This window comes from Rhodococcus sp. WS1, assembly GCF_003797745.1.
Classification (GTDB): Bacteria; Actinomycetota; Actinomycetes; order Mycobacteriales; family Mycobacteriaceae; genus Rhodococcus_F; species Rhodococcus_F erythropolis.
Map to the genome: position 1 here is coordinate 525,073 of NZ_RKLZ01000003.1, position 14,728 is coordinate 539,800.

At 63.0% G+C, this 14,728-nt stretch carries 1 protein-coding gene (cut by a window edge); it reads left to right on the forward strand.

Annotated features, from left to right (window positions below):
• On the forward strand, positions 1-14,728 hold the 5' portion of the coding sequence (locus EEB12_RS27575; RefSeq protein ID WP_141488869.1) for a non-ribosomal peptide synthetase. The gene runs 17,108 nt beyond the window's last position; only the first 14,728 of its 31,836 coding nucleotides appear in the window; the start codon lies at positions 1-3; its stop codon lies off the right edge, out of view.

The following is a 14,728-nucleotide window of genomic DNA, read 5'->3' on the forward strand; positions in this document are numbered from 1 at the left end:
GTGCATGCTGATCGACGTTTCGAGCCCTTTCCGCTGACCAGCGCGCAACGCGGAATCTGGTTTGCCCAGCTACTGCGCACTGATGTGCCGATCACGATCGCGCAGTATGTCGTAGTCGACGGGACTCTCGACGCGGCGGTGCTCGAAAGTGCCTGCGTCACAGCAGCGCATGAGTTCGGCTCCGGGATGCTGAAACTGCTCGAGATCGACGGCGAACCGTTTCAGCAGATCGATTCCGAGCTCAGTCAGAGCGTCGAAGTCGTCGATCTGAGCGGTGAGCGCGAGCCGGAGGCAGCCGCACTCGAGTGGATGCGGCAGGAGTACACCCGACCTTTTGATCTACTCGCCGATCGATTGGTGAAGTCAGCCGTCCTGAGCGTCGGCGCGAACCGCCAGTTCTGGTACTGCCGGATCCATCATCTAGTCCTCGACGGCTACGGCGCCATGAACTTCATGACACGCATCGCCGAGCTCTACTCAGCGGAGGTCGCCGGCCTTTCAGTCCCCGAATCGTCGGCAACCGATCTTCTGGCCGTGCACGACGCCGAGGCCGAGTATCGGCACTCGCCGCGATTCCGCCGAGATCAGGACTACTGGGCAGCCAAGACAGCAGAGCTTCCGGCCGTGGCAAGTCTGGCCGGGAAGCGGATGGACGCCACACCGGGTGCGGTCGTGGTCGGCCGAACACTCGACAGTTCGAACGCGACGGCGAAGGCGGACGAGTTCTCTTCGGCGGCGGCGGTGGCTGCCTTCGCGCTCTACTTCGCCCGGGTGACCGGCACCGAAGACGTAGTGCTGAGTTTGCCGGTGACCGCGCGAACGAACAGGGTTCTGCGCGGTTCGGGTGGCATGATCTCCAACGTCGTTCCGCTGCGCCTCGCGGTGACCGCTTCGGCCACGGTTGCCGAATTGAGCGCGGCTGCCTCGCTCGAACTGACCGGCGCGCTCAGACATCAGCGGTACCGCACCGAGGACATGAGACGCGATCGAGGCGTCGGTGCCGAGCGTGGGTTCTTCGGTCCCGCGATCAACATCATGAACTTTCACCCCGAAGTGGTCCTGGGGTCGGTGACTGGTCGATTCCACGTCTTGTCGACAGGGCCGGTGGAAGACCTGTCGGTCAACATCTATCCGAGTGCCTCGGGAGAGGCGCCGCGAATCGATTTCGAAGCCAATCCCCATCTGTACACCGCAGATGTCCTGAGCGACCATGTCCGCCGATACGTCGAACTGCTGTCCCGGTACACGCAAGCGCTGCCGGACACTCGTGTTCACGATCTCGAGATCCTGAGCGAAGCCGAGCGGAAGTCGCTCGTTCCGGCACGCGGCCCTGACGCACTGGCACCGATGACCTTGCCCACGATTCTCGCCCGCGGCGTCGCGGCATCGTCTGAGGGGATCGCACTGAGCTGCGGTACCCAGCAGCTCAGCTACCGCGAACTCGATCGTCGCTCCAACGTACTCGCTCGAATGCTGATCCGGCGCGGAGTGGGTCCTGGCACCAGTGTCGTGATCGCGCTGCCTCGATCCATCGATGCCGTCATCGCGTGGTGGTCGGTTGCCAAAACCGGCGCTGCATCAGTTCCGGTCGATCCGACGTACCCGGTCGAACGAATCGGTCACATGGTCGGGGACAGTAATGCTGTTGTGGGAATTACTGATTCGACTGTCCATCAGATGCTGCCCGTCGATCTGGACTGCATCTCGATCGACGCCTTCAGCTTTGTCGGCGACGAGTCCGTCGTCGACGACTCTGACCGCACGGCGCCGTTGCGAAGCGATCACATCGCCTATCTGATCTACACGTCCGGTTCCACCGGTACACCGAAAGGTGTTGCCGTCACGCACAATGCGTTGGTCGATTTCACCGCGTGGGGTCGCCCCGAACTCGGCGTCGGTGCGCATTCGCGAGTTCTGCGATTCTCGTCCGCGAGTTTCGACGCCTCCGTCTTCGAAATGGTTCAGGCGTTCAGTGCCGGGGCGACGATGGTCATCGCTCCGGCAGATGTCTACGGCGGCGGCGAGCTCACAGAACTGCTGCGCAGCGAGCGCGTCACCCACATCATCAGTGCGCCGGCAATTCTGGGCACGGTGGACGCCACCGATCTTCCGGATCTCGAAGCTGTGGTTGTCGGAGGTGACGTGTGCCCGCCGGACCTGGTTCGACGCTTCGGCCCGATCTGCCGGTTCTACAACAGTTACGGCCCCACCGAGTCGACCATCGTCATCACCACGACACCCCCGCTGGCGTCGGACGAGGCCATCACGATCGGTTCTCCGATTCAGGGCGCGCATCTGATGGTTCTCGACCGCTGGTTGCGACCTGTGCCGGCCGGGGTGGCCGGTGAACTGTATCTCGGTGGCCCCGGATTGGCGCAGGGCTACCACTCACGTTCAGCTCTCACCGCTGCGAGTTTTGTCGCCGATCCTCTCGGCGGCGGAACTCGGTTGTACCGCACCGGAGACGTGGTCCGCTGGACTCGGACTCTCGAACTCGAGTACGTCGGCCGCTCCGATTTCCAGGTGCAGGTCAATGGACTTCGCATCGAACTCGGTGAGATCGACGCTGTGCTCGCACGCCATGAATCCGTCGATTTCGTGGTGACGCTTGCCGGCGGCACCGTGTACTCGTATGTGAAGATCAAGCCGGGACACGATCTCGACGAAGAAGCGTTGATCGCACACGCATCTCGATTCCTGCCCGCTCACATGGTGCCGTCCCAGCTGATACCGCTGGCCGAAGTGCCACTGACCCCGGCAGGCAAGCTCGATCGCCAGGCGCTACCCGAACCGGAATTTCGTTCGGCGGCTCAGAACTACCGGGCGCCGAGCGGTCCGGTCGAGCGCATCATCGCCGACGCCGCTGCGTCGGTACTCGGCGTCGAGCGAGTCGGCGTCGACGATTCCTTCTTCGCGCTGGGTGGAGACAGCATCGTCGCGATCTCGCTCGTCTCTCGAGCAAAAGCCGCCGGAGTTGTCTTCACTCCTCGCGACGTGTTCGAACGCAAGACGGTGGCGCGATTGGCCGAAATCGCACTCCCGGCAGATGAATCGGTCGTACTCGAAGAACTGCCGGGTAAGGGAGTGGGGTTTGTCCCGCTGACCCCGATCGCAGCCAAGATACTGGGCACGGCCGGCAGCATCGACACCTTCTATCAAGCCGTGTCGGTCAGTGTTCCTGTCGGACTTGATCTCTCGCGCCTCGCGGCAACTCTTCAAGTAGTTGTCGATCAACACGACGCTCTTCGTGCGCGTTTGCTGCCCGACCACTCCGGATTCGACATTGCCCCTGGCTGTGCTGTCGATACATGGGTTCGTCGGACCGTCACCGAAGCGCTACCCGGAACCCCCGAGTTCGAGGAAGCTCTCACGCAGGCGACCGCGGACGCCGCGTCGAGGCTCGATCCGTACCGCGGCGATACTGCTCAGATCGTCTGGCTCGACTCGACGCACGATTCGGGCCGATTGGTGGTCGTCATCCACCATCTGGTCGTCGACGGCGTCTCGTGGCGGATTCTCCTTCCGGACTTCGCTGCAGCCTGGCAACAGATCGTTCACGGTGGCACGCCGGTACCGATGCCCGTCGGAACGTCACTGCGGCGTTGGTCGCACGGACTCACCGAGCTGTCACCGTCGGCGGAACTCGAGTACTGGCGTGAGGTCGTCGACTCCGATGGTGCGCCGATCGGTTCGCGTCCTCTCGATGCGGAACGGGACCGAGGGTCGTCACTGCGTCGGGTCCGGGTCGACATCGACCGTGACACAACAGATCACCTGTTGCGCGCGGTACCGTCGCACTATCGGACCGGTGTCAACGACGGCTTGGTCAGTGCGCTTGCCCTGGCATTGCGCACCTGGAGCGGATCACAGCGGATGCTGGTCTCGCTCGAAAGTCACGGACGAGACGAAGCCGTGCTGCCCGGTGCCGACCTGTCCAGGACCGTCGGCTGGTTCACGGCGGTGTACCCGGTTCGGATCGATCTCACCGGACTCGGAGTGGACACGCCGGCGGTCGTGAAATCCGTCAAGGAACAGCTGAGAACCACGCCGGGGTCCGGTATCGGTTACGGGCTGCTCCGACGTGCAGGGATGCTGACCGGCCCGGAACCGCAGATCGGTTTCAACTACTTGGGCAAGATGTCCACCGCGGAGTTCGGTGACGAATTGCGGGCCGCGGGCTGGATTCCCGACGCCGGAATCGATCTCAACAACGGCAGCGGAAGCGATCTCGCGGTCAGTTATGCGATCGACATCAATGCCGCCGTCGTGGACGGTCCGGAAGGCGAGTTCCTTTCGGCGTCATTTGCTTTCCCCGAAGGTATCTTCGAACCCGCTGCAGTCGCGGAGCTCGCGACGGCGTGGCGCGTCGAACTGGAGAAGATTGCCGCCTCCGTCGGTGATCATGCCGGCCTCACACCGTCAGACGTTCCTCTGGTCTCGGCTTCGCAGGACGAAATAGAACTGTGGGAGAAGCAGTTCGGCCACCTGGAGGACATCTGGTCGCTCTCGCCGCTGCAAGCCGGATTCCAGTTTCACGCCGGCCTCACCGCCGATGCCGTCGACGTCTACACCGGCCAGATCGTTCTGTCCCTCGCCGGGATCGTCGACAGCGATCGACTACAGCGGTCGCTTTCGAGATTGTTCGAGCGCCACACCGCACTTCGGACTGCTTTCGTGTACGACTCGAACGGCGTTGCAGCACAGCTCGTTCTCGATTCCGTGACAACTCCATGGCGGGAGGTGCTCGGGGATGATCCGCACGTCGTCGCGGAACTCGAGCGCACGGCACCGTTCGATCTGAGCGCACCCCCACTGCTTCGTGCAGTCCTGGTACGCCAGGGTGCGGATTCGGCGCACCTGATCGTGACTAATCACCACATTCTCTTCGACGGTTGGTCCATGCCGTTGTTGGTGCGCGATCTTCTGTCGCTCTACGCCGCCGACGCGTCGCTGCCGGTTCCCGCTCGGTCGTATCGCACCTACCTGCACTGGCTCGCCGAACAAGACAACGGCGCGGCATTGGACAGGTGGATCGGCGCACTGTCGGGAGTAGACGAACCGACGCTGATCGCACCACACCGCGCAGAGTCCTCCGTGCGTGCAGTTCCCGTGGATGTCGAAGTCCCGCTGGAAGCCTCGTCGACCGAGGCGATCTTCGAGTTGGCCAGGCGCAGCGGCGTCACGGTCAACACTGTCGTCCAGACTGCGTGGGGTCTACTGCTCAGTGGCATGCTCGGACGCGACGACGTCGTGTTCGGAGCCACCGTCTCGGGTCGACCCGCGTCGCTGACCGGGGTCGAAGACATTCTCGGGTTGTTCATCAACACAGTTCCTGTTCGCGTTCGTGTCAACCCGGACAGTTCGGTGTCCGAACTCCTCGAACACGTTCAGTCCGAGCAGGTTCGGCTGCTCGACAGCCACCACGTCGGCCTGGCCGAGGTGCAGTCGGCCGTGGGCGCCGGCGCGATGTTCGACACGTTGACGGTGTTCGAGTCATATCCCGTCGACCGTTCGGCGCTCGAATCCGCGACGGATATCGCCGGGATGCGAGTTACGGGAATCGAGGTCGCCGACGCGACTCACTACCCGCTCGCCCTGATCACGGTCCTCGAACCGAGCCTTCACCTCACCATCGAGTACGCACCCGATTCGATGGACCACGACGCAACAGAGCGTGTCGGCCGACGCCTTGCATCGATACTGGGCGCGATGACTGGCGAGAAAATCCGCATCCGGGACATCGACTATCTCGACGCGGCCGAACGACGGCTCGTACTCGACGAGTGGAACGACACTGCCAACGTCATCGCTGACAAGACGCTGCTCGACCTACTCGGCGCCGACTCGGAAATCGCCGACTCGGAAATCGCCGACTCGGAAATCGTCGACTCGGGTATCGCCGACTTGGCCGATGCTGCACTGACCTTCGCGGGCACGACGATCAGTCGCGGAGAATTCCGGTCCCAGGTCAACTCTCTCGCTCGTCACCTCGTAGAACGCGGCGTCGGGCCGGAGTCACTGGTCGCGATCGCTCTGCACCGGAGCGCGCAGTACGTGGTGGCAGTGCACGCCGTCATCGCAGCCGGCGGTGCGTATCTTCCGATCGATCCGCAGCATCCGGACGAGCGGATCCGGTACCTGCTCGACATCGGAGCACCGTCGGTCGTCCTGTCGGTCGCGGCCGACGCCACATCGCTGCCCGATGGGGTCAACCCCGTACTTCTCGACGAGATCGATCTGTCGGGGTACTCCACCGAGCGGCTCGCGGACGTCGAGCGTCTCGGTCGTGTATCGCCGGATCACGTTGCTTATGTGATCTTCACATCCGGGTCCACCGGAAAGCCCAAGGGCGTTGCAGTGTCGCATCGAGCGATAGTCAATCGCCTGCTGTGGATGCAACATGAATATCCGCTCGGCCGTCACGACGTCGTGCTGCACAAGACACCCGCCACCTTCGACGTCTCGGTGTGGGAGTTGTTCTGGCCATTCGTCGCCGGCTCGCGACTGGTAGTTGCAGAACCCGATGGACATCGCGATTCTCGGTACCTCTCCGAGCTGATCGCTCGCGAAGGTGTCACCACCTTGCACTTCGTCCCGTCGATGCTCGACGTCTTCCTCGTCGACGGAGATCTAGCACAACTTCGATCCGTTCGTCAGGTGTTCGCCAGCGGCGAGGCACTTCCGCGTGCGACGGTCGTTCGCTTCCACGAACGATTCGGTGCACGTCTGCACAATCTTTACGGTCCCACCGAAGCTGCCGTCGATGTCACTTTCCACCAGACGGATGCCGCCGCAACAGGTCCGGTGCCGATCGGCGCTCCGGTCTGGAACACGCAGGCCTATGTGCTGGACCACCGCCTCGCGCCGAGCCCGATCGGAGTGGCGGGAGAACTCTATCTCGCGGGAGTCCAACTCGCCCGCGGCTACGTGCAACGCTCTGACTTGACAGCAGATCGTTTCGTAGCCAACCCCTTCGGTCCCGGCCGGATGTATCGGACCGGCGACCTCGTCATGTGGAACTCCACCGGTGAGATCGAGTATCTGGGTCGTACCGACTTCCAGGTGAAGCTTCGCGGGCAGCGCTTGGAACTCGGAGAAATCGACGGGGTCCTGTTGGAACTGTCGGGAGTTCTCTCGGCCGCCACCGTCGTACGTCAGGATCGTCTGATCGCCTACGTGACAGCTGATTCGGCAATCGACAGTGCCCTTCTCAGCGCGCACGCGCAGGCGAAGCTGCCTACCTACATGGTTCCCTCCGCATTCGTGTTCTTGACGTCGATGCCGCTGGGCCCCAACGGAAAACTCGACCGGCGTGCGCTGCCGGAACCGGATTCGGCGGCAGCTGAGTATGTCGCTCCCGTCACCGAACTCGAAAAGGCCGTTGCCGCGATCTTTGCCGAACTCCTCGGTGTGAGCGAAATCGGCCTCACCGCCGACTACTTCGCGCTCGGTGGCAACTCTCTGACGGCTACGCGGGTGGTGGCACGGATCAACTCGGCACTGGGATCGACTCTGGGTGTCCGAGACCTGTTCGACGCTCCGACAGTTGGTGCGCTGGCCGGACTCGTCGCCGGCAGCGCGCCGTCCAGGTTCACCGAACTCGGACCCCGCCCTCGACCGGACCAGATTCCGCTCTCACCGGCCCAGCAGCGTATGTGGTTCCTCAACAGATTCGATCCGGAATCCGGGGCGTACAACATTGCGGCAGCACTCGCTTTGTCCGGCAACCTGAACATTCAGGTTTTGCGCCAGGCGATCAGCGATGTCATCGACCGGCACGAGGTGCTGCGCACACTCTATCCTGATTCGGATCAAGGTCCTTACCAGTGCATTCTCGACGACGCGCCAGTTGCTCTCGAACCCGCGGATGTCAGTGACCCCGTCGCGGCTATCGGCGAATTGGTCGGTGCCGGGTTCGACGTGACCACCGAGGTTCCGGTGCGGGCTTCGCTTCTCCGGACGTCTGGTCGGGAGCATATTCTTGTACTCGTCGTCCACCACATCAGTGGCGACGGTTGGTCGATGCAACCACTGGCCGCGGATGTGATGACGGCCTACGCGTCACGGCTCGCGGGAACCGCGCCACAGTGGTCGCCGTTGAGCGTTCACTACGCGGACTACACGCTCTGGAAGATCGATTCTCTCGGCAACGAGGACGATCCGGAATCGGAGGCATCGCGCCAGATCGAATACTGGCGCGCTGCATTGGCGCACGTCCCGACCCGTCTCGATTTCCCGACGGATCGGCCGCATCCCACAGTCGCGTCCTATCGAGGTGCGACGGTGTCGTCGACCCTCTCGGCGCAGACGCACCGCGCCGTCGAATCCCTGGCTCGCAGCACTCGGTCCACACCGTTCATGGTGCTGCACACGGCGTTGTCGGTACTGCTGTCTCGGATGGCGGGGGAGTCCGACATCGCGATCGGCACCCCGGTCAGCGGACGCGGCGATCAGGCCCTCGACAACCTCGTCGGCATGTTCGTCGGAACCGTGGTTCTCCGGACTCAGGTGGATCCGACGGCTTCGTTCCGCGGATTGCTCGAATCGACCCGTAACGCCGACCTCTCGGCATTTGCCCACTCAGATATTCCGTTCGAGCGTCTCGTCGAGGTGCTCGACCCGCCTCGCTCGACGGCGCACCACCCCTTCTTCCAGGTGGTACTCGCGACCGGCGATATTCCGACCCCATCCGTGAAGCTTCCCGGCCTCGAAGTTTCTCAGGTCCCGTTGGATGCTCCGATCTCGAAATTCGATCTCCAACTGGATGTCTCGTCGCCGCGCCCGGACGGGTCGGTGACCACGACGTGGACCTATGCCCTCGACATCTTCGACGAATCGACTGTGCGCGAGCTCGCGGATCGGTTCGTCGCCATTCTCGACGCTGTTGTCGCCCAACCCGAATCAGTGGTCGGCGACCTCGATCTGCGGACGATGCCAGAGATCGAACGTCAGGGAACTGCCCAGTCGGTCGCCTTGACGGAGCTGACACTGCCGGAGATCCTCACGGCCGGGGTCATCAAATCCAACGGTGGTCCGGCCATACTGTGCGGCGACCTCGAACTCTCTTACGACGATGTAGACCGGCGTACCAATCGGTGGGCGCGGGCACTCGTAGCTCGAGGGATCGGCCCTGAATCGGTAGTGGCGATCGCCATTCCGCGGTCGGCATCTTCTGTACTCGCCACTTGGGCCGTTGCCAAGACCGGAGCGGCGTTCGTACCCGTCGACCCGAGCTACCCGGCCGAGCGAATCGAGCACATGCTCACTGATTCGGGAGCAGTCCTGACGCTGACGGAAGAAGTAGTGGCGTCGCTTGATCGCGACGACGTCAGTGACACGCGAATCCTCGATTCCGAGCGCACGTCACCGATTCGCACGGACCACACCGCGTACGTCATCTACACGTCGGGATCGACCGGCACTCCGAAGGGCGTCGTCGTCTCCCATGCGGGTCTCGCGGCGCTGGTCGACGAGCAGGTTCGCCGATACGAACTCGACAACCTCAGTCGCACGATGCATTTCGCTTCACCCAGCTTCGACGCATCGGTGCTCGAACTGGCCATGGCTGTCGGTGCCGGTGCCGCGATGCATGTTGTTCCCACGGGCATCTATGGCGGAAGCGAACTCGCGGCCCTCATGCGGGCGTCGAAGATCAGTCACGCATTTGTGACCCCGGCGGCCCTGGCTACGATCGAACCGGCAGAGGTTCCGGATCTCGGTACCGTGATCGTCGGCGGTGAAGCGTGCGACGCTGCGTTGGTCGCGCTATGGGCGTCGACGCGAAAGATGTTCAACGCATACGGTCCCACCGAGGCCACCGTCATGGCTACCCTCGCGGGGCCCATGTCTGCGACTGATCGGATCACCATCGGTAGTTCAGTTCGCGGCACCGTCGCACATGTTCTCGACTCTCGCCTCCGTCCGGTTCCAGACGGAGTGACGGGTGAGCTGTATCTGACCGGCCGTGGACTTGCCCGCGGTTACCACCATCGCGGCGACCTGACAGCGTCTCGATTTGTTGCCGACCCCTCACGTTCGGGGCAGCGGATGTACCGCACCGGAGACCTCGTGCGACGTCGTGGAACGGAAATCGAGTATCTCGGCCGCAGTGACTCGCAGGTCAAGATTCGCGGTTTCCGCATCGAACTCGGTGAGATCGACGCGGTGCTCGGTGCGCACTCTGGCGTACGAACTGCGGTGACGACAGCAGACGACACCGTCGGACTGCACTCGTACGTGGTCGGTGGTCATCTGGATCCGGAAGAAGTGCGCACCTTCGTCTCCAGTCGACTGCCGGCACACATGGTTCCTTCCTCGGTGATCGTTCTCGAGGAAATTCCGTTGACGCCGGCCGGAAAGGTCGATTTCCGCGCGCTGCCTGCCCCGACGATGCGCCGGAATGCGTATGTCGCACCCGTCACGAAGACGGAGGAGTTGATCGGCCGGATCTTCGGTGACGTCCTGGCAGTCGACCAGGTCAGCATCACGGACGACTTCTTCGACATCGGTGGAAACTCTCTGAGTGCTACCCGAGTGATGGGACGGGTCGGCACCGAACTCTCAGTCACCCTCCCGGTTCGGGTTCTCTTCGATGCCAGGACAGTCGCGGCCCTCGCTGTGGCAGTCGATGCAACGCAGAGCGGAACGCGGCCCGCTCTGGCCGCCGGGCCTCGGCCCGAGCGAATCCCGCTCTCGCCGGCGCAATCGCGAATGTGGATTCTCAATCGATACGATCCTGCCTCGCCCGCGTACAACATCCCGCTCGTCCTTCGCCTGCGCGGCCGGCTGGATTCAGTGGCTCTCCGAGAATCTCTGTCGGACATCGTTCTTCGCCACGAATCCTTGCGGACGATATTCCCTGACGATGCCGAAGGGCCTTTCCAGCGGATTCTCGACGACGTCGACGTTCCTTTTCGTCACACGGTGGTTTCTCCCGAACAGGTTGCCGATCAGATTGTCGGCGCTGTGGACGAGGGGTTCGACGTCACCAGAGCAATCCCGTTGCGGGTAAACCTGTTCGAGCTCTCGGCTGACGAACACATCCTGGTCGCCGTGATTCACCACATAGCCGCGGACGGTGCGTCAGTGGCGCCGCTCGCACGGGATCTCGTTCTGGCCTACTCGGCGCGCCGTTCGGGTACGGAGCCGTCACCGGCCCCGTTGGTTGTTCAGTATCCGGATTACAGCGTGTGGCAACACCAGGTCCTCGGTTCGGAAAGTGATCAGACCAGTCTTGCTTCGGCGCAGGCCGAGTATTGGCGTGGCCAGTTGGCCGGCGCGCCGGAGCTTCTCGAACTTCCGGCCGATTTCCCGCGGCCGGCGATTGCGTCGCTGCGCGGAGCGAACACCGAACTGGTGTTGGCGCCCGCGATGGTCACTGCACTCGGGCAGTTGGGCCGCACACAGGGCGCCACGACCTTCATGGTGCTCCAGGCGGCCCTCGCGGTGCTCCTGTCCAACCTCGGTGCGACCGACGACGTGGTGATCGGGACACCGATTTCCGGACGCGGCCAACAAGCGCTGGACGACGTGGTCGGAATGTTCGTCGGCACGGTGGCACTACGCAGCCGTCTCACCCCGGCGATGTCGTTCCTCGATCTGTTGGCGCAGGTGCGAGCCACTGACCTCACTGCGTTCGAGAATGCCGACCTACCATTCGAGCGGCTGATCGACATACTGCAACCCGCTCGCTCCCAGGCCCACGCGCCGATCTTCCAGGTGGCTCTGTCTCAGGAGCAAGAGGGAACCGCTGCGTTCACGCTGCCTGGTCTCGAGATCGAAGCCGTGGACAACGCAGTCGCGGCGGCAAAGTTCGACCTCCAGATCACGATGGTCCAGCACGCAGATTCGTTGAATCTCACCTGGACATACGCCACAGACCTCTTCACCGGCACGTCCGTGGACGGATTTGCGCAGCGGTTCCACCGGATTCTCGCGCAGATTGTCGAGACTCCGGAAGTGGCAATCGCGGATATCGCCGTTCTGGACGAGAACGAATACACCAGACTTACTTCGGCATTCGGTCCGTCAGCGCCAACGGTTCGCACCCTGGCAGATCTGTTGACCCTGCACTCGGAATCCGCGAATGTGGCAATCGTTTCCGAGTCGTACGGTGAGATGACGTACAGCGAGCTGGATGTGCGATCCTCACAGCTGGCTCGGCTCCTCATCGAACGTGGGATAGGCCCCGAAACAGCTGTTGCGGTGTCTCTTCCACGTTCGACGCAGTCCATCCTCGCACTGTGGGCTGTTGCCAAGTCCGGAGCAACGTACGTTCCGGTGGATCCGACGTATCCCGACGAGCGCATCGCACACATGCTGGCAGACTCTGCAGCGCTGGTCGTGATCACCGACTCCGAGACGGCGCCAACACTTCCGAACGGAATCGATACGATCGAGATCGACTATCTCGACCTCGATCGCTACCTCGCAGCGCAGGTCGACGATGCCGATCGGATCCGCCCATTGCACGCGGATCATGTTGCCTACCTGATCTACACGTCAGGCTCGACCGGTCTCCCCAAGGGCGTCGCTGTCACTCACCGGGGACTGTCCGTGTTCTCCGCTCGGACCCGCACTGATCTGGCGGTATCGCGCGACTCTCGGGTACTGCGACTGTCCTCGGCCAGCTTCGACGCGTCCATGTTCGAGATGATCCTTGCGTTCACCGCCGGTGCCACGATGGTGATCACACCTCCGTCGGTCATTGCCGGCGAGGAACTCACCGACGTGATCCGGCGTCATCGCGTCACCCATGTGGTGACGGCTCCTGCTGCGATGACCACCGTCGACGCAGGCATTTTGTCGGATCTCGAAGTCGTCGTGCTCGGCGGCGACGTCTTTCCGCCGCAGCTACTCGACCGTTTTCCCAGCCAGACAAGACTCTTCAACAGTTACGGGCCGACCGAGAGCACCATCGTCATCACCAAGACCGGGGCTCTCCACGACACTGCAGCTCTGGTCGGTGACGGCGAGCAACACCGTCACACGTCACTCTCGCCCGTCACGATCGGTATTCCGCTCGAAGGCGCACACGTTCTGGTCCTCGATTCCGCCCTCAATCCCGTCCCCGTCGGTGTCAGGGGCGAGCTGTATCTGTCGGGACCCGGCCTGGCACGTGGGTACAACCGGCGCGCGGCATTGACCGCAGAACGCTTCGTGGCGAACCCGTTCGGTGCATCGGGCGCGCGGATGTACCGGACCGGCGACGTCGTCGCCTGGACCGAGCAGGGCGAACTGGCGTACATCGGACGATCCGACGCCCAAGTTCAGCTTCGCGGGCTCCGCATCGAACTGGGGGAGATCGAATCAGCGCTCGCCTCCGTTCGCGGAGTGAGCGCTGCTGCCGCCACTGTTCACCGACATGACTCTCTCGGCGATCAACTCGTCGGTTACGTCACCACCACAGATGCGGTGTCGGCGGAGTCCGTCCTCGAAGCCGTATCCGCGGTGCTGCCACGTGCCTCGGTGCCCAGTGCCGTGATCCTGCTGGATCTGCTACCCCTGACTCCGGCCGGAAAGCTTGATCGCGCAGCACTTCCCGTTCCGGAGTTCATCGCCTCGGCGATGTTCCGGGTGCCGACCACACTCGCAGAGATTCGTGTCGCGAGCGCTTTTGTCGACGTTCTCGGTACCGGTACCGTCGGCGCAGAAGACAGTTTCTTCGAGCTGGGTGGAAACTCGCTCAGCGCGACTCGGGCGATTGCCCGAGTCAACGCCACGTTCGGGATCAAACTCGGGGTTCGGGCGCTGTTCGAGGCGCCGACCGTCGCAGAACTTGCACTGGTGGCAGACTCGGCAGAACGTGATGATCAGCCCCGATTGGAAGCACGACCGCGACCTGAACGTATTCCGCTCTCACCGGCGCAGAATCGGATGTGGTTCCTCAATCGATTCGACACCGCGGCTGCCACGGACAACCTGCCCCTGGCGCTTCGTCTGAGCGGAACCCTGGACGCGCCGGCGTTGGCTCTCGCGCTTCGTGACGTGGTCCAACGCCACGAGTCGTTGCGTACCTACTATCCGGATTCCCCGAACGGTCCTCGCCAGGAAATCCTGCCCGAGTCTTCGGTGGATCTCGATCTGGTTCCGCATGACGTCACCGAAGCCGAAGCGTCGCAGCGGCTCTTTGCTCTTGCCGGCACCGGATTCGACGTGACAACTGACGTACCACTGCGGACCGCTCTGTATCGAATCTCCGAGACCGAACATGTGCTCGCCGTCGTCATGCATCACATCGCATCGGACGGATCATCGCTCGGACCCCTGGCCGCCGACGTCATGGGTGCCTACGTTTCGCGGTCTCGCGGCGAAGCTCCACAGTGGACACCGTTGCCCGTGCAGTATGCGGATTACGCGCTCTGGCAACATGATCTGCTCGGCGCGGATGAGAATCCCTCCGTCGATGCTCAGAGACAAATTCAGTTCTGGACCTCTGCACTCGCCGGAATTCCGGACCTGTTGAGTCTGCCGACGGACAGGCAACGTCCGCCCCGTCAGAGCTACCGCGGCAAGGAGATTCACTTCACGATCGGCTCGGACACCGCCGATCGACTGCGTGATCTTGCTGTCGGATCAGGCGCGAGCCTGTTCATGGTGGTCCACGCGGCATTCGCCGCACTGCTTGCCCGGTTGGGCAACAGTGCTGACATCACCATCGGCTCGCCCATCGCGGGACGAGGGCACGAGTCGCTCGATGCACTCGTGGGGATGTTCGTGAACACCTTGG